This window comes from Halopseudomonas laoshanensis, from assembly GCF_008365385.1.
GTDB lineage: Bacteria > Pseudomonadota > Gammaproteobacteria > Pseudomonadales > Pseudomonadaceae > Halopseudomonas > Halopseudomonas laoshanensis.
Genome location: NZ_QOVF01000001.1, coordinates 1,061,599 through 1,079,749, shown reverse-complemented (window position 1 = coordinate 1,079,749; position 18,151 = coordinate 1,061,599). Strand labels below are relative to the sequence as shown.

Genomic DNA, 18,151 nt, shown 5'->3' with positions numbered 1-18,151 from the left:
GTTAACTCAATGGACCAACTTATGATCGCGTTCGATTGGCAGCGCATGCTGTTAGATGATTTCCCCTTGGCATTTCTGGGCGAGGTGGCGTTTCGCGCCCTTTTTGCATTTCTAATCGTTTTCCTGTTCTTGAAAGTCAGCGGACGCCGCGGCGTTCGCCAACTATCACTATTCGAACTGGTCATGATCCTGACGCTGGGGTCAGCTGCGGGCGATGTGTCCTTTTACGAGGACGTACCGCTATTACCTATAGCAATGGTGTTTATCACCCTACTGGTGCTTTATCGTCTCACTGTTCTGGGTACCAGGCACAGCAAACACTTTTCCAACTGGCTCGAGGGCAAACCGGTCACCATCATCAAGGAAGGCAAGTACGAATTGAAAAGCCTGGACCATCTGAATATATCCGCAGACGAGTTTTTCATGGAGCTCCGCCAACTAGGCGTAGAACATCTCGGCCAGGTGCGTTTGGGCATTCTTGAGACCGATGGCGACGTAAGTCTCTATTTTCACTCATCAGAAGAGGTCAAGCCGGGGCTATCGGTACTACCTCCCGAGCATCGCCCGGTTTATAAGCGAATGCCCGCCAGCGTTGTACATGCTTGTGTTCGCTGCGCGCATACGCAGCACATTGAAAGCCAGCAAACAGCGCTCTGCCCCCGCTGCGGGAATGACATTTGGTCGCCCGCGTTAAGCCATAAACGTGTGCGTTGAAATTATGTAATAGAACGATGGGCGACCGGCGCATGTTCCGCCATCAGTTCCGCAACCCAGTCGATAAACACCCGCAGCTTGAGGCTGATATGGCGGTTGGGCGGATAGGCGATATACAGCGGCATCGATTCCAGCGTCCAGTCCTCAAACAATTCCACCAGCTCGCCCCGGGCGACGTGGGCTGCAGACATGTAGGTCGGTAGCCAGATAATCCCCAGTCCTGCCAACCCGGCCGCGAGATAGGCATTGCCATCATCTACCGCCAGGCGGTACTGCGCTTTGACCTGCAGGTGCTCATCGCCCTTGTGCAGGCTGTAGGGCAAGGCTCGCCCGGTGCGCGCCCAGAGAAATCCAACGGTGTGATGCTCCGAGCGCTCCAGCTCCAGCGGGTGCTCTGGTCGTCCGCTGGCCTCGAGGTAGGCAGGCGCGGCAAACACGCCAAGCTGCAGATCAGCAACCCGCCGCGCCATCAGTGACAGATCGACCAACTCGCCGCCGCGCACCACGCAATCGACGTTTTCATCAATCATATCGACAATGCGATCGCTCACACCCATGTCGATCTGAATCTCCGGGTAGCGCGCATAGAACTGCGGCAGTGCCGGTATCAGAATCATCCGTGCCAGCGGGCTAGGTACATCTACCCGCAGCCGACCTCTGGGCGTCGCCGATGCGCCGGACAAGCTGGTCTCGGCATCGTGCATCTCGGCCAGCAAATGGATCACCCGCTGGTAATACACGGCGCCATCGGCCGTCACATTGACCTTGCGCGTGGTGCGATTAAGCAGCTTGACCCGCAGCCGCGTCTCCAGTTGCTGCACCAGGTGCGTGACAGTGGTTTTGCTCATGTGCAACGTCTCGGCGGCCTTGGTAAAGCTGCCCGCCTCAACCACCCGGACGAAAGCCTGCATTGCATCAAACCGGTCCATTTTCTGCCTCACTGGCGATGGATTGTTTGGATTTTACAAACAGTGCTGATTACTTTCGCCAGTTTATCCCCCCGGCGCAAGCTTCTAGAGTAGCTGCATCGGGCCTCCACGGCCCCCAAATTGATGTTGGAGGTAGTTATGTCACAACGTGATGTCGTTTTCCCACCTGGGCGCCATGCTCTTTACGAACAGCACCACTACTCACCGGCCATTCGGTCAAATGGTTTTCTGTTCGTCTCCGGGCAGGTTGGAAGCAAAGTCGATGGCACCCCCGAGCCGGACCTGTTGGCTCAGGTCGCGCTGGCATTCAAGAACCTCAATGGCATCCTGGAAGCCGCCGGCAGCAGCTTTGAAGATGTGGTAGACGTGACCGTATTTATCGTCGACCCACAATCACGCTTTGAAACCATCTGGCCCGTGGTAGTGAAAGACCACTGGGGCGAAGCGCCATACCCTAACATCACCTGCGTGGGCGTGACCTGGCTGGCCGGATTCGATTTTGAAATAAAGGTGATCGCCAAGCTGCCAGAGTGAGGTGTAGCCGATCAACAAAAAAGGGGCCGACTTGTCGTCAGCCCCTTTTTAATGCCCAACACTGGTGTTATGGCTTCAAGCATTGAATCCCGCATCCACCGTCATCACCGAGCCGGTCATGAAATGTGCGGCCGGGCTGGCAAGGAACAGCGCATGCGTGTGTACGCTGCGGAAATGTACAGCGTTTAAACAGCCAGGTATCAGCGGTCTGCCCTCGCTGCAATAACGATACCTGGTCCCGCGCATTGGACCACCCGCGTTCGCGTTGAGGGTGGGTGGCCATGAGACTGTTCCCTCGCGCATGGGCTATACGCCTACTCCGACTCCGGCAGGCGCAGCTCGGCTCCCTCGCGCGGGAAAGCAGATGCATTCAGAGGGGGAACGATGCCGCATGCTCCCGCCTCTTACTTGACGCTGATCAGTAGTCCCAAGCCAGTGTCAGCATGGCGTGACGGGGAGCACCGTAGTAGCTCTGCGCAAAATAGAGACTTGTCAGGTACTTCTCGTCGGTAACGTTGTTGACGTTGAGCGTCGCGGTCAGATTCTCGCTGAGGTCATAACTGGCCATAAGGTCCACCAGCGCATAAGCATCCTGGCGAGAAGTAATACCCGCTCCCTGCTCGCGATAGATGACATCCTGCCAGCTTGCCTGCGCCCCTACCTTGACCGCCTCGTAGAAGGGCAAACGATAGGTGCTCATCGCCCGCACCATATGCTGGGGAATGAAAGCGCGCGCCCTTTCGCCTTCTGAGTCCTGAAGGTCAATATAGGTGTAACCCAAGCTGGCCTGCAGATTCGGTAGCACCTCCCCCGCGAGTGTCGCCTCGACACCCTCGCTGGTCAGACCCTGCCTCCCTACATAGGCAGTATCGACACTCCCCGGGATGGTGCCGCGTGCTTCGGCAACGTTGTCCTGTTCGATGCGGAAAAGGGCCAGGCTGGCATCTGCGCCGCCCGGCATTTCTGCCTTGATACCGGTCTCGTATTGAACGCCTTCGATCGGATCCAGCCGATCCCGATTGGCATCGACCTCGGTCTGCGGCTGGAAAATTTCGGTATAGCTGGCATATAGCGACATCCGCTCGTTCAGGTCGAACACCAGCCCGGCAAACGGCGTAAAGACGCCGCTATAGCTGGTATCGCGGGTCACACCGTAACTGTTGCCGTCTCCCTCGAATCGGCTGAGACGGCCGCCAACCAGCCCCGTCAGCCGGTCGGTCAGGGACAGCCTCGCGGTAGAATAGAGGCCGGCCTGCTTATCGATCCATTCGCTGCCGTCCACACCCGAGTTGTATGGCGGCTTGGGATAATTGCCATTCCACTGGTCAAGGGGCGGTAGCGGCGTGCCGATGCCCTGACCGTAATTCGACATATCTTCCAGTTCAGAACGCGACCACTGCACACCAGCTACGAGCTCATGATCTCTACCAGCAAACGCAAATGGTCCTTTCACGTGCAAATCGGCAACCAGCTTTTCAATGTTAAGTTCATATTGGCTTGGATAGGCAAACAGACCCAGCCCGGTCTGCCGATCGGGCGTGCCGTACTGATAGAACAGCTCGGAATTGGAGTCGTGATCGAGATAGTTCAGCGCCCCTTTGACCTCCCAGCCACTGGCCAACAAATGGGACAGCTCAACGAAGCTGCGGTTATCGGTATTGTCCCAGTAAGCCCAGTCCGCCGAGGTGCTGGTAGACGCGTCATAATCGGTCGGGCTTCCGTCGGTGTAGTACAGCGGCAACGCGCCCCACAGCGGGCTATCAGTATTATTCTGCTGCCAGCTGTGGCCCGCTGTTAGCAGCGTACGGTCAGTCATGTCGATTTCGACGACGCCATACACCGTGTGTCGTTCGCGCTCCATACGGTCCAGGTACGACTCGCCATCCTGCGCCGAAACGACCAATCTGCCACGGACCTTGTCAGCGGCTCCCAATGGCCCCGACACATCTGCCTCCAGTCGCTTGTGGTTCCAGGAGCCAACAGTTCCGGATAGCGAAGTCTGTGCCTCCCGCGTTGGGCGCTTGCGCACAAAGTTGACCGTTGCAGAAGGATTACCGGTGCCAGAGAGCAAACCATTGGCGCCGCGCAGAACCTCGACCCGTTCGTAGACAGCCGTGTCGATATCGCCCTGGATGTTCTTGTACATCATGGGAGTGCCCAGTCCGTCGAACTGGAAGTTGGTGATGTCAAAACCGCGGGCGGTAAAGTAAGTGCGATCGGTTTCAACCCGCTCTACGCTGACCCCGGGCGTCGTCTCGAGGGCGTCAATTGCGCCGGTTAGCTGAAAATCCCTGAGCTGGGCCGCGGTGACAACCGATACCGACTGCGGAGTTTCCCTGGGCGTCAGGCTCAAACGCGTCGCAGTACTGCTCCGTTCTACCTTGTAGCTATCAGCTGATTGAACCGTAGCTCCGGTTGAGGCCTCAACAACGGTGTCATCCAGTTTATACGCGGCGTCCCTGTCATCAGAGGCGGATTGCGCTACTGCCACCGGGGTAAGCAGGCACAGAGTGCTTGCGGCGGCAAACCAACGGGCGCGGCGAATGGCGCAGGTTAAAAGTGTCAGATCTGCAACTTGGCTGGGGTGAGGTTTCACGGTGTCTCCACGATAGTCAGAACGAACCATGTTCAGAGCAAACGCGCCCGAACTTCGGTCGCGAATGGTAATACTTATCGTTTAGATCCACAAGAATCATATTTCTGCCACGTTCGGTGTCTGCTACCAGGTGTAGCCCTAAAGCGAACCTTTGCAGCAGCGCACTTATCAACCTGCACAGGCGCTGTCTGCAGCTAAATAGCTGCCGTTCCACTACAATCCGCGTACAGGGTCTAGCGTGCTAGAGTGCGAACAGGCGCTCGGCTGGCAATAGCCACCCCACAGCGCATTGAAATCCCCCGAACACCAGAGGCCCTCAGCCATGACTGACGACAACACCCCCGCCAAGCCGTCGCGCAAACACTCCAGCCAAGTCGTGGAAGGCGTCGAACGCGCCGCCAGCCGCGCCATGTTGCATGCGGTTGGCTTCAGCGCTGATGACTTTCGCAAACCTCAGGTGGGCGTAGCCTCCACCTGGAGCATGGTCACGCCCTGCAACATGCACATCAACGGCCTGGCCGAGACCGTCAACGCCAGCATCAATGCCGCTGGCGGCAAAGGCGTGATCTACAACACCATCACCATCTCGGACGGCATTTCCATGGGTACCGAAGGCATGAAGTACTCGCTGGTATCGCGCGAGATCATTGCCGATTCCATTGAAGCCGTCTCCGGCTGCATGGGCCATGACGGCATTATCGCCATTGGCGGCTGCGACAAGAACATGCCCGGCTGCATCATGGGTCTGGCGCGGCTGAACCGCCCCGCCATCTTTATCTACGGCGGCACCATTCGCCCGGGCAAGAACCACACCGACATCATTTCCGTGTTCGAGGCGGTGGGTGGCCATGCCAAGGGTACGGTATCCGATATCGAGCTCAAGCAGATCGAGGAAACGGCGATTCCGGGCGCCGGCTCCTGCGGCGGCATGTACACCGCCAACACCATGGCCTCGGCCATTGAAGCCATGGGCATGAGCCTGCCCGGCAGCTCGGCCCAGGACGCCGTATCCGCAGACAAGACCCAGGACTGTGAACGCGCCGGCCAGGCCATCCTCGAGCTGCTGCGCCGGGACATCAAACCCAGCGACATCATGACCCGTGAAGCCTTTGAGAACGCCATTACCGTAGTGATCGCCCTGGGCGGCTCAACCAATGCCGTGCTGCATCTGATCGCCATGGCCTCGACTATCGGCGTGCGGATTACCCTGGACGACTTCACCCGCATCGGCCAGAAAGTACCGGTACTCGCCGACCTGCGCCCCAGTGGGCAATACCTGATGTCCGAGCTGATCCAGATTGGCGGTATTCAGCCCCTGATGAAGATGCTGCTGGAGCGCGGCCTGCTGCACGGTGACTGCCTGACCGTCACCGGCCAGACGCTGGCCGATAACCTGGCCAAGGTGCAGCCCTACCCGCAAGGGCAGGACATCATTCGCAGCTTCGATAACCCGATCAAGCGCAACAGTCATCTGGTCATCCTCAAGGGCAACCTCGCCCCTGGCGGCGCAGTGGCCAAGATCACCGGCAAGGAAGGCTTGCAGTTCACCGGCAAGGCCCGGGTATTCCACTCCGAAGAAGAAGCCATGGCCGCCATACTTGCCAACAAGATAGTCGCCGGTGATGTAATGGTTATCCGCTATGAAGGCCCCAAAGGCGGCCCCGGCATGCGCGAAATGCTTAGCCCCACCTCAGCCATCATGGGCCAGCAACTGGGTGACAAGGTTGCGCTGATTACCGACGGCCGTTTCTCCGGCGGCAGCCACGGCTTTGTGGTGGGCCATGTCACACCAGAAGCCCAGGCAGGCGGCCCGATAGCTATTGTGCAGGACGGCGACGAGATCACCATCGACGCGGAAACCCGGCAAATCGTCCTCAACCTGACTGACGAAGAAATCACCCGACGGCTGAGTAACTGGCAAGAACCCGCACCGCGCTATACCCGCGGCGTGCTGGCGAAGTACGCCAAAACAGTCGCCTCGGCCTCGGAAGGTGCGGTGACGGATACCAATCTATAGAGCCCTCATGCGGTGCGCGCTAGCGCTTGCAGTTGATCACTGGCAGCACCGCAAGGACTATCAACACGCCACCCAGAACACGTACCAGCTTCAGTTTGTGCCATTAGTTGATAATAAGTCTGCCGCGTGAGAAATCAGGATCAGGTCTAGTATTGCCCCGCCCTGGCATCTGACATGACCTCGCTGACGGACAGCTAATGCATTACAACAAAACCAACATCAGGGATCAGAATGAAAAAAGCCATTTACGGAGCGCTCCTGCTGGGCTCAACCCTACTGCTCAGCGCATGCTCGAGCGGGCCGTCGGAAAAGGACGTCAAAGCGCTGCTGGAAGCGCAAATGGAGCAGATGTCCGCCATGTTGGGTGAGCTCGGCGGTGAGAGCATGTCCGGCATGCTGAAAGTCGAGATCCACGACGTCACCCTCCATAGTTGCGAAGAAGAACGCACGGATGTCTACCGCTGCGATGTAGAAGTGGATGCGACAGCACCGGTCGTCGGCCGCTCGGTACAACGCTCGGAAATGTTAATGGCCAAATCCAAGGATGGCTGGATACAGGCGCAGTGACGTCGGCCTCATTTGTGGCCGTAAAGCTGAAGCTGTGGGTTGACTATGTAGCCTTAACCCGTCTTACCCAACCGGCGTGCCGCCAGCAGCAACACAGCGGCAATAATTACCTCCGGGGCGATCAGATCAAGCGCCAGCGTAGCATCATGCACCGCCCAAGCCAGCACCCTCCCCACCGCAGCGATGCCCAACAATAGGCCGTGAAAACCATCCGGAAGGACAAAGTCACCTTCATTTCAGATGAGGCTTACCAAGCAGTGTGTCGGACCATTCTCCAGCCGGATTGGTCGGCTTTCGGTCTCAATCGGCAAGCGAGATCGGCCGGAATTCGACCTAGGGTCGCCCCGCCTTACCAAGACCAACGGGATTGAGAGCCAAGCTGGTGAACCGCACGCCGGAGCGCCGCAGGGTCATCATTTTCCAATATATCCAACGGAGTCCGACCACCACAAACGGGGTTGGGCCAGTTTGCGAACTTGTTCCGATTCGTAGAATTTTCGAATGTGGCGTTGCTGACAATGCTCAGCTCCAACATTAGCCTTGAGCGTTCCACTTGCTCCATCGTTACCCGATGTTGTAGTGGTCGACTAATCCCAAAAGCAACGACACGCCGCAGCAAATAAGGCAAAATCTGACGGCATAAGCCAGCTGCGACTGCAGCGATAGACGGCACTACTGAAAAGGATTCACGCCCCAGATGTTTGAACAAACCTTCAAAGCCATTGACGATGTTCTGTGGAAAGACGCTGGTTGCTCCAGTGAGCTGGATTACACCGAGCAGACCAGCTGGATGCTGTTTCTCAAATACCTGGACGACTTGGAGCATGAGCGTAGCCTTGCAGCCGAGCTGATGGGCGAAGGCTACCAGTACATCATCGACGACGCCCACCGCTGGAGCCGCTGGGCCGCGCCCAAGGACGCCGCGGGCAACTTTGACCACAACAACGCCCTCACCGGCGATGACCTGATGGACTATGTGGATGGCGAACTCTTCCCCTACCTCAAGGGTTTTAAAAAGCGCGCCGACGGCCCCGACACCATCGAATACAAAATTGGCGAGATCTTTGGCGAGATCAAAAACAAAATTCAGAGCGGCTATTCATTAAGAGACGCCCTGGAAAAGGTCGACGAGCTGCGCTTCCGTTCCCAGGAAGAAAAGCACGAACTCAGCCACCTGTACGAAACCAAGATCAAGAATATGGGCAACGCCGGGCGTAACGGTGGCGAGTACTACACGCCCCGCCCGCTGATTCGCGCCATGATCGACGTGGTACAACCGCACATCGGCGAAACCATTTACGACGGCGCGGCTGGGTCGGCAGGCTTCTTGTGTGAGGCATTCGATTATTTGTATTACGAAGATGAGCAGAAGACCAAGCCAAAACGCAGCTTATCCACCAGCGATAAGGAAACACTGCTAGAGCGAACGTTTTATGCCAAAGAGAAAAAATCCCTCGCCTACGTCATCGCCATCATGAACATGATCCTGCACGGCATCGAAACCCCCAACGTGATCCACACCAACACGCTGGCGGAAAACCTGCAGGACATACAACCCAGCAATCAGCACGACATCATCCTCGCCAACCCGCCCTTTGGCGGCAAAGAACGCAAAGAGGTGCAGCAGAACTTCCCGATTAAAACCGGCGAAACCGCCTTTCTGTTTCTGCAGCACTTTATGAAGATACTCAAACCCGGTGGCCGCGCCGCCGTGGTGATCAAAAACACCTTTTTAAGCAACACCGACAACGCCGCTGTCGCCCTGCGCAAAGAGCTGCTGCAAAACCACAACCTGCACACCGTGCTCGACTGCCCCGCCAAGACCTTCCTCGGCGCTGGCGTGAAAACCGTGGTGCTCTTCTTTACCAAAGGCGAACCCACGCAAAAGGTGTGGTACTACCAGCTCGACCCCGGCCGCAGCCTGGGCAAAACCAACCCGCTCAACGACAACGATCTGCAGGCGTTTGTGCAGCTGCAGAAAGGCTTGGCAGATTCGGACCAATCCTGGTCACTCAATGTCGCTGACCTTGATCGGGCCACCTGGGACCTATCGGTCAAAAACCCCAATGCGAAGGAAGAATCCGAGCTGCGGGAGCCGAAAGAGATCATTGCCGAGATTATTGCGCTGGATAAAGAGAGTGAGGCGATATTGGCGAAGATTCAGAGGGTTACAGGCTGATGACTTGGAAGAATGTCAGGCTGGCAGAATGCTGCGAGATCAAACCACCAAAATCAGAAGCCAAAAAGACATTGAAAGAAAGTGATTTGGTTTCGTTTGTCCCAATGAACAACTTGGGCATTGGTACCCCTCATCTAGCACTGGAGGAAGACAAAGCACTTTCCGAAGTAACTGGCAGCTATACTTACTTTGCTGAAAATGATGTTCTGCTGGCCAAAATCACACCATGCTTTGAAAATGGAAAGCTAGGCATTGCAAAAGGCCTGACGAATGGGGTCGGCTTTGGATCGAGCGAGTTCATCGTATTTCGGACCTCGAACCAGTTAATTCCAGAGTACCTGTACTACTACCTTCTGCGCCCATCGTTCCGAGAGCAGGGTCAGGCCGTAATGACTGGTGCAGTTGGACATAAACGAGTACCTAAGGAATTTATTGAAGATTCAGAAATTCCACTCCCCCTCGTAGAAGAACAAAAACGCATCGTCGCCATCCTCGACCAGGCCTTTGCCGACATCGACAAAGCCCGCGCCTTAACCGAACAAAACCTCAAAAACGCCCGCGAACTGTTTGAAAGCTATTTGCAGCAGGTGTTTAGCCTGAGTGGGGATGGGTGGGTTGACTCTACGCTTGCGGACATCGCAGAAAACCTTGATAGCAAAAGAATCCCAATCACAAAGAAGGATAGAGTTGAGGGTGAACACCCTTATTATGGGGCCTCTGGAATCGTTGATTACGTAAATGATTATATTTTTGATGAAGAGTTGCTATTAGTTTCAGAAGATGGTGCGAATCTATTGGCTAGAACCTATCCAATTGCATTTACAGCCACTGGCAAATACTGGGTTAACAATCATGCCCACGTATTGAGGTTTAAGGATTCGTTTATTCAAAAGTTCATAGAGTACTATCTGAACTCCATTTCTCTGGAGCCTTATGTCTCCGGAATGGCTCAGCCAAAACTGAACCAAAAGGCCCTCAACAGCATCTCCGTCCCCTCGGTCGATAGTGTGATAGCCAAAGATATTGTAGAAAGGATTTCTGCTCTAGAAGATGAATTAAATCAGGTTCAAAGAATATACAAAGCTAAGCTCGATCGATTAGATGAGCTAAAAAAATCTCTGTTACAAAAAGCCTTTTCAGGAGAGCTGACAAAGCGTTGCAATGAGGTAGCTGCCTGATCTGGCATTTGTCTCTTTGCTAAGAACAGAACAGGCCAGCTGGATTTCATATTAGATATTTAGAATTGCAGGGAACGGACAACCCATGACCATGAACGAAGCGGATACCAGAGCCAACCTGATCGACCCCAAACTGGTCGAGGCGGGCTGGGGCGTGGTGGAGCACAGCTATATCCGCCGCGAGTGGTCGATTACCCAGGGCCGGATCATCGGTGGCGGCAAACGCGCGGCCAGCCTGAACAGTGACTATGTAATGGAGTATCAGGGCCGCAAGCTGGCGGCCATTGAGGCCAAAAAGGAGAGTCTGAGTTATACCGAGGGCGTGCGTCAGGCCAAGGACTACGCCCAGCGCCTGCAGTGCCGCTTTGGCTACGCCACCAATGGCCACGATATCTACCAGATGGATATGCTCACCGGTGAAGAAAAGCTGGTAGAGCGCTTTTTAAGCCCCGCTGAGTTGTGGCAGCTGACCTTTGACCCCAGCCATAAGCCCGGCGCCCTGCCCGAGCCGGGCTTTGCCGCCGTGTGGCGCGAGCGCTTTGCCCAGATTCCCTTTGAGTGCAAAGGCGATTGGCAGCCCCGCTACTATCAGGAAAACGCCATCAATAGCGCGTTGGAGGCCATCGCTCAGGGCCGGCAGCGCATTCTGTTGACGCTCGCCACCGGCACCGGCAAAACCTGCATTGCCTTTCAAGCCGCCTGGAAGCTGTTCCACAGCCGCTGGAGCCTGCATGCGCAAACCCACCCCGCTGCCGCCAAAAAGCGCCCGCGCATTCTATTTCTGGCCGACCGCAACGTACTGGCCAATCAGGCCTTTAACGATTTTGGCCCCTTTGGTGAAGACGCCATTGTGCGCATTGAACCGGGGGAGGTTAGAAAACTGGGGGCGGTGCCTAAGAATGCCAGCGTCTTCTTCACCATCTTCCAGACCTTTATGAGCGGGCCAGAAGACGAGCACGGCAACAAGACGCCCTACTTCGGCGACTACCCGGAAGACTTCTTCGACTTCATTATCATCGATGAGTGTCACCGCGGCGGCGCCAACGACGAGAGCAGCTGGCGCGATATTCTTGATTACTTCTCACCGGCAGTGCAGCTGGGCCTCACCGCCACGCCCAAGCGCACGGTGAATGCCAACACCTACAGCTACTTTGGCGAGCCGGTTTACAGCTACGCCCTGAAGGAAGGCATTAACGACGGCTTCCTCACCCCGTTTAAAGTGCTGCCCATCGTCGGCACCCTGGACGAGTACGTCTACACCCCCGGCGATGGTGTGGTGATCAAAGGCGAGTCGGAACCAGGCCGCGTCTACAAAGAGGCGGACTTCAACCGCATTATCACCATCCCCCAGCGCGAGCAGATGCGCGTGCGCTACTGGATGGATCGCATCAACCCCCATGACAAAACTATCGTTTTCTGCGCCACCCAGGAACACGCCGGCATGGTGCGGGACTTTATCAACCAGTACGCAGTAGAGAGGAAATGGACCAGCAACCCCGGCTACTGCGTGCGTGTGACCGCCAACGATGGCAGCGCCGGGGAGAGTGACCTGAAGGTATTTCAGGACAACGAAAAGACCATCCCCACCATTCTCACTACCTCGCGCAAACTCTCCACCGGGGTGGATGCCCGCAATGTGCGCAATATCGTGCTGATGCGGCCCTGCAACAACATGATCGAGTTCAAGCAAATCATCGGTCGCGGCACCCGCCTGTACGATGGCAAAGACTATTTCACCATCTACGACTTCGTCAAAGCGCACTACAACTTTGCCGACCCAGCGTGGGATGGCGAGCCGCTGCCGCCAGAGGATAAAGACTGCGCAACCTGCGGCCACAACCCCTGCACCTGCTCCAAAGAGCCCTGCCCGGTTTGCGGCTTTAATCCCTGTGGCTGCGTAACGGCCTGCCCGGTTTGTGCGGAAGTGCCCTGCAACTGCCCAGCAGCAGGCTGCGCGGAATGTGGGCAAAACCCTTGTGTGTGTGCCGACCAGCCATGCCCGGTATGCGGTGAATCCCCTTGCGCGTGCAAAAAACCTGAAAAGCTGGTGATTCACCTTAGCGACGGCAAAGCGCGCAGCATCAAACATATTGCCTCGGCGCTGTACTGGAGCCCCGAAGGCAAGCCGATTACTGCCAAAGAGTTTATCGAGCGTTTGTTTGGCCAGATTCCCCAGTTCTTCAGCGACGAAGACCAGCTGCGCCAGATATGGAGCGACCCCGCCACCCGCGAAAAGCTGCTGGAAGACCTGAGTGAGGCCGGTTACGGCGAGGAGCAGCTGGACAGCATGAAAGAACTCATCGACGCCAAAGACAGCGACGTCTACGACGTGCTGGCTTACGTTGCCTATGCCGCCGAAACCCACACCCGCACAGAGCGGGTACACAGCGCCAAGCCCGCCATCGCTCAGGCCTACAGCAACTACAAACAACAGGAATTCATCGATTTTGTGCTGAGCAAATACATCGAAGACGGTGTGGCAGAGTTATCACCGAAAAAGATGCGCGGCCTGATCGAGCTGAAATACAACACCATCAGCGATGCAGCGAGTGAAATGGGCTCAACGGCAACGATCCGCGAAACCTTTCTGGGCTTTCAACGGCTCCTTTACGCAGCGCAGAGCCAGGATAAAAACCGGCGGACCTGACGCCACAGCCTTAAAAAGATGATAGGTCGTGCAGCGAACAACTTCTCCGGGTTGGTGTCTTCACCACCTGAGTAATCGGGGTCAGATGAATATTACCCCCGCAGGTAATTCACTCTGGGTCAACGCCCCACGGAAGAGGTGCAGCCAGACCTACAGTGACGTTTATGAGGTGGAAACTGCTCATGGTGAGCAACCGCTTTTTTTGGCCGAAAACTGCCCTTCAAAGAATTTTATCCTCACCCAGACCCAACCCCTCCCGATCCCTCATATCGCCTAGCCCCACAAACTCCGGCAACCACCCCTCACGCCGTTTAACCCAAAGCTCATAAGCCGGCACAAACTGATCCGGCACATCCAGCAAGCCCAGGTTCACTTCAATTTCCCACGTGGGCAGATGCTCTCTTTTTACAATATGTATGGCCCCGGAGTTGTCTTTATTTCTAGGTAGCTTATGGTAGCCAGTGTAGAACACGAGAAAGACCAATTTGCCATGCCCATGACTGATAGAAATACCGCAAGACCTTTCGCCTTCCTGAATTAAGCCGGGACGGGGCCACCGTACCCGGCTTATCGTTTATCTCAAACATCACATAGGATTTTGAAATGTCGTCCGTTATTGGCGCTCGCGCGCATGTGCGCGGAAAAAAGATCAGTGGCTCGACTTGCCTTATGATTGGTCCGCGCGAACTGGCCACTGTAGTGGGAAAACTGGAGTCTTTAGGTCTCGATGGGGCAAAAGCACTTAATGATCCTCGAGCACGAATCAACAGCACCGTTGTTTTATTGGATAGAGAAACTTTGGAGTTCCAAACGCTGACCTTAACCGCCAAAAATTACAGCAAAGGATCTCAAATTTCGATTTTCTCCCCCCTCGGTTGTGCTCTGCTGGCGTGCCTGCCGGGACATAGCCTGACGATTCCCGGCTATGGCAGCGGATATAAATTTTTAGTTTCGAGCGTTAAACACCCAGAATAAATATCCAGAACCCGGGCTCTCACCACGAGAGTCCTACTGCTTTTGGGGGTTGGGTCATTCGGCTTTTCCGTCCCGCAGCGCCCTCTGAATTGGCCCCGGCTTCGAAGTTACTCAAGGACCGCTTCTGGCCGTTAGCTGTCGCTAACCGAAGACTTCGCAACTAGATAGAACTCATTTACACCGCGCCGTCCACAACTGATCCCAGCGGGTGGTGTAGTTGGGGCTTTTCAGGTCCTGCTTCATGCCCCATTCGGGCGTGACCGGCACGCGGGCCGGGCGCATGGTGCCCCTGCCCCAGCGGTTATTGATGCTGTCCAGCACGCTCATGACCTTTTCGGCGGCGACGGGCTGAGTCTCGGCGAACAGATCATCGGTGAACTCGCCCTGTTGGCGCAGATCCAGCAGCATGACTTCTGCCTTGGCGTAGGCGTGCCCTTTCCTGAATACGGCGTCCAGCCCTTGTAGCGCGGCGCGGATGATCAGCCGCGTATCGTCCGTGGGGTATGGCAGTTCGCAGACGATGCCCTTGGCAAACTTGGCTTCGGTGGGGTTGAACATGCCGGTGCGGATAGCGACCCGGACCTTTTTGCACAGCGAGCCTTGCGCCCTTAGTTTCTCGCATGCGCGGGATGCGTAAGTGGCCACCGCTTCGCGGATCGGCTCTATTTCTTTCAGGCGGTGACCGAATGAACGGCTGCTGCAGATTTCCTGTTTGGCCGGGGCTGCTTCTTCCAGCGCGAGGCAGGATACGCCGCGCAGTTCGCGGGCGGTCTTTTCCACTACGATGCTGAACTTCTGGCGCAGGGTCCAGGCGTCGGCCTGGGCCAGGTCCCACGCGGTGTTTATACCCATGGCCGTGAGGTGTTCGTTCATGCGCCGGCCCACACCCCATACTTCATTGACCTTTACTGCCTTCAGCACCTTGTCGCGGCGCTCGGGATCGCAGATGTCCATTACGCCGCCGTAGTGCTTTTGCCAGCGTTTAGCTGCGTGGTTCGCCAGCTTGGCCAATGTTTTGGTTTGAGCTATGCCGACGCAGGTGGGTATGCCGGTGGTCTTGAGTACCTTGGCGCGTATCTGGCGGCCTAGCTGGTCCCGGTCCTGGATGCCGCTCATATCGGCGAAGGCTTCATCGATTGAGTACACCTCCAGGCCCGGTACCAGGCCTTCGATCACGGTCATGACGCGCTCGCTGATATCGCCGTACAACGAATAATTACTGCTGAAGGCGAGGATGCCGTGCTGCCTCAACACTTCATGCACCTGATGGTAGGGGGCGCCCATTTTGACGTAGGGTTTGGCATCGGCCGAGCGGGCGATGACGCAGCCGTCGTTGTTGCTCAGCACCACAATGGGCGTGCGTGCCAGATCAGGGCGAAACACCCGCTCGCAACTGGCATAAAAAGAGTTGCAGTCGATCAACGCAAACACCGGGTCAGCCATGACACAGATGCCCGTGTATGTTGAATTTCACCACACCCCAGATCAGCAGCTCATCGCCTTCCATCACGTATACCGGCGGATACTTGGGGTTTTCGGCTCTGAGCACTACCTCATCACCGCGAATGCACAACCGCTTCACCAGTGCTTCGCCGTTGATGGCGGCAATCACGATATTGCCGTTCTGTTCCTTGACCGCGCGGTTGACCACCAGAATATCGCCATCAAAGATGCCGGCGCCTTCCATGCTGTCGCCGGCTGAGCGCACCAGGTAGGTGTGCGGCGCGTCGATATCCAGCAGTTCATCAAGGGACAGAGCCTGCTCCATATGGTCCAGCGCGGGGCTGGCAAAGCCGGCAGAAACACGCGAGGAAAAAAAAGGCAGCTCAATCAGCGAGCTGCCCAAGGGGCCTAAGTTGGTAATGACGTTCATATCAGGTAACCTTGATAAATACTGTACGTGCATACAGTAAACGAGATTACCCATTCAGGGTCAAAAGAAATGTGTAACCAGCAGACGGGCGGAATCTATGTGCGGTCGCTATACCCAATATCAGTCTGAAGTGCGCTACCTGGAGCGCCTTAACTGGCAGGCCGCGTTGGCTTTTGCGCCCAGCGATCAGCCACTTGAGCGCTACAACGTCGCGCCTACTACTCGGGTTCAGCTGTTGCACTGGGATGAAGACGGGTTACGGATGAGCGCCGTACCATGGCATTACGCGCCGCACTGGGCTCAAGCTAAAAGCGCTGGCAAAGCCACAAAGCCTAGAAAACCGGTGATCAACGCGACCATCGAAGAAGCTCCGACCAACCCCTATTGGGGCGCGGCATGGACGAACCGTTGTCTGGTAGTCGCAGACGGCTGGTACGAGTGGGTCAAGGATCCTGAAGACAAAACCCGCAAGCAGCCATATTACATTCGCCTCCAGTCTGGCGAGCCGATGTTCTGGGCCGCTATTGGTCAATTTCCGCGGGGCCCTGATGGCAAGCCAAGCGAGCTGGACGGCTTTGCGGTGATCACTACGGCCAGCGAACGCGGGATGATCGACATTCATGACCGCACGCCTGTGGTATTGCCACCTGAGGTTGCGCGGGAATGGCTTGAGCCAGGCTTGACCTCTGAGCGCGCTGAGGAGCTGGCCAGGTATTACGCCGAACCCGTGGAGTCCTTTGAGTGGTTCAAGGTGGGCAAGGAAGTGGGTAACGTGACTAGTCACGGCGCAGACCTGATTAAACCTATGGCAGAGAAGGCGGTGTCTCCTCCCCTGCCCCTGAGCGAACAGCATTCACTCGAATTGATCTAGCGCTGCCCCGCTCATTGGCCTATTGAAGTGCGTTACCAATTGGATAATTATAAAGACTGGTCTATATGGTTGTATAAATCTCAATTGAGGGCACGTCATGGAAAACGCTCAAGCAATACCCGCCGGTTTCAAACCCCACACCCGCAAGAGCGGCCTGACCGATCCCTGGGAGCCAATCTACGCTGCCAGCGTTGAAAGCACCTTCTGCCTGGGCTTGCTCGCCGATGCGCCGCACGTAAACAGCCGCGGCTTTGTGCATGGCGGGCTGCTCTCCGCGTTGGCGGACAATGCCATGGGGCTGAGTTGTGCCAGGCAGTTGGAGAATATCGGGGGGCTGGTGACCGTGAGTATGACGATCGATTTTTTGGGTACGGCGCACGTAGGCCATTGGGTGGAAGTGCGTGCGACGCCGTCGCGGGTGGGTAAATCACTGTGCTTTGCTGACGCGAATATCTATTCCAATGATCAGCTCTGCGCGACGGCCAAGGCGGTGTTCAAGGTGCAGCCGCTGAAATGACCTGGGAAATACTGCCCTATCCGCGCAAGGTCAGAAACAAGCGCAGGTCCAGCTCCAACTGGTGATAGTCCGCTTCCATATGCTGGCACAGCTGGTAGAAGCTTTTGTTGTGTTCTTTCTCGCGCAGATGCGCGAGCTCATGCACCACGACCATGCGCAGTAACGGTTCGGGTAGGGTTTTGAGGATCGCGGAGACCTTGATCTCGTTCTTGCGCTTGAGCTTGCTGCCCTGCACGCGGCTGACGAACTGGTGCTGGCCCAGAGCGTTGTCGATGACGTGCATGCGGGTGTCGTAGAACACCTTGCTGACCGGATCGCTGCTGCGCATATGCTGTTGTTTGAGGCGCTGGGTGTAGTCGTAGAGCGCAGCGTCGGATTGGATCAGGTGCTGGGTTTGCGGCGGGTAGCGCTGTTCCAGCCAACTGCCTAGCTGGTTCTTGTCGATCAGTGCCTGTACCTGCTGTTGCAGGCTGGGGCTGTATCCGTTGAGGTATTTGAGCGTGGCCACGGTCGCTTCATAGTCAGAACATTGAAGCGACCGATGATACAGGACT

The 18,151-nt window shown here is 56.4% G+C and carries 15 protein-coding genes; 10 read left to right on the top strand and 5 right to left on the bottom strand.

Features of this window, described 5'->3' with window-relative positions; translation table 11 throughout:
- The first annotated feature begins 21 nt into the window (after positions 1-21).
- On the top strand, positions 22-714 hold the full coding sequence (locus tag DT594_RS04955) for a DUF421 domain-containing protein (RefSeq protein ID WP_149331620.1): 693 nt from the start codon (positions 22-24) through the stop codon (positions 712-714).
- Between the two features lie 2 nt (positions 715-716).
- Here DT594_RS04955 and DT594_RS04950 read toward each other — a convergent pair whose 3' ends face one another.
- Positions 717-1,643, bottom strand: coding sequence for a LysR family transcriptional regulator (locus DT594_RS04950; protein ID WP_149331619.1), 927 nt, complete (start codon positions 1,641-1,643; stop codon positions 717-719).
- Positions 1,644-1,781: 138 nt separating this feature from the next.
- On the opposite strand from DT594_RS04950, the gene DT594_RS04945 reads away from it, so the two are divergent.
- A complete protein-coding gene (locus DT594_RS04945; RefSeq protein WP_149331618.1) occupies positions 1,782-2,177 on the top strand; it encodes a RidA family protein in 396 nt (131 codons plus the stop codon).
- Between the two features lie 418 nt (positions 2,178-2,595).
- Here DT594_RS04945 and DT594_RS04935 read toward each other — a convergent pair whose 3' ends face one another.
- On the bottom strand, positions 2,596-4,773 hold the full coding sequence (locus DT594_RS04935) for a TonB-dependent siderophore receptor (RefSeq protein ID WP_178091418.1): 2,178 nt from the start codon (positions 4,771-4,773) through the stop codon (positions 2,596-2,598).
- A gap of 322 nt (positions 4,774-5,095) precedes the next feature.
- Here DT594_RS04935 and ilvD point away from each other — a divergent pair, with 322 nt between their 5' ends.
- From ilvD to DT594_RS04900, 6 genes are all read left to right on the top strand, one after another.
- Positions 5,096-6,790: a dihydroxy-acid dehydratase gene (ilvD, locus tag DT594_RS04930; protein WP_149331616.1), complete on the top strand. Its 1,695-nt coding sequence runs from the start codon at positions 5,096-5,098 to the stop codon at positions 6,788-6,790.
- A 231-nt stretch (positions 6,791-7,021) separates the two neighbouring features.
- Positions 7,022-7,357: a hypothetical protein gene (locus DT594_RS04925; protein WP_096344882.1), complete on the top strand. Its 336-nt coding sequence runs from the start codon at positions 7,022-7,024 to the stop codon at positions 7,355-7,357.
- A gap of 697 nt (positions 7,358-8,054) precedes the next feature.
- On the top strand, positions 8,055-9,536 hold the full coding sequence (locus DT594_RS04920) for a class I SAM-dependent DNA methyltransferase (protein WP_149331615.1): 1,482 nt from the start codon (positions 8,055-8,057) through the stop codon (positions 9,534-9,536).
- Positions 9,536-10,714 carry a restriction endonuclease subunit S gene (locus DT594_RS19050; RefSeq protein WP_149331614.1) on the top strand — a complete coding sequence of 393 codons (1,179 nt, stop codon included), beginning with the start codon at positions 9,536-9,538 and terminating at the stop codon, positions 10,712-10,714. The genes DT594_RS04920 and DT594_RS19050 overlap by 1 nt, the downstream gene beginning before the upstream one ends.
- 85 nt (positions 10,715-10,799) lie before the next feature.
- Entirely contained in the window at positions 10,800-13,361 is a 2,562-nt protein-coding gene (gene hsdR, locus DT594_RS04910) for an EcoAI/FtnUII family type I restriction enzme subunit R (RefSeq protein WP_149331613.1), read from the top strand.
- A gap of 603 nt (positions 13,362-13,964) precedes the next feature.
- Positions 13,965-14,336 carry a GreA/GreB family elongation factor gene (locus tag DT594_RS04900; RefSeq protein ID WP_149331612.1) on the top strand — a complete coding sequence of 124 codons (372 nt, stop codon included), beginning with the start codon at positions 13,965-13,967 and terminating at the stop codon, positions 14,334-14,336.
- A gap of 171 nt (positions 14,337-14,507) precedes the next feature.
- Here the strand turns inward: DT594_RS04900 and umuC are convergent, their stop codons facing one another.
- Both umuC and DT594_RS04890 read right to left on the bottom strand, forming a co-directional pair.
- A complete protein-coding gene (umuC, locus tag DT594_RS04895; RefSeq protein ID WP_149331611.1) occupies positions 14,508-15,779 on the bottom strand; it encodes a translesion error-prone DNA polymerase V subunit UmuC in 1,272 nt (423 codons plus the stop codon).
- Positions 15,772-16,209 (bottom strand): LexA family protein, encoded by a 438-nt coding sequence (locus DT594_RS04890; protein WP_149331610.1) that lies wholly within the window; start codon positions 16,207-16,209, stop codon positions 15,772-15,774. Before DT594_RS04890 ends, umuC begins: the two co-directional genes overlap by 8 nt.
- Positions 16,210-16,306: 97 nt before the next feature.
- Here DT594_RS04890 and DT594_RS04885 point away from each other — a divergent pair, with 97 nt between their 5' ends.
- Positions 16,307-17,080: an SOS response-associated peptidase gene (locus DT594_RS04885; protein WP_149331609.1), complete on the top strand. Its 774-nt coding sequence runs from the start codon at positions 16,307-16,309 to the stop codon at positions 17,078-17,080.
- A 97-nt stretch (positions 17,081-17,177) separates the two neighbouring features.
- Positions 17,178-17,597: a PaaI family thioesterase gene (locus DT594_RS04880; RefSeq protein ID WP_149331608.1), complete on the top strand. Its 420-nt coding sequence runs from the start codon at positions 17,178-17,180 to the stop codon at positions 17,595-17,597.
- 16 nt (positions 17,598-17,613) lie between these two features.
- On the opposite strand, the gene DT594_RS04875 is transcribed toward DT594_RS04880, so the two are convergent.
- On the bottom strand, positions 17,614-18,105 hold the full coding sequence (locus DT594_RS04875) for a M48 metallopeptidase family protein (RefSeq protein WP_149331607.1): 492 nt from the start codon (positions 18,103-18,105) through the stop codon (positions 17,614-17,616).
- Positions 18,106-18,151 lie beyond the last annotated feature (46 nt).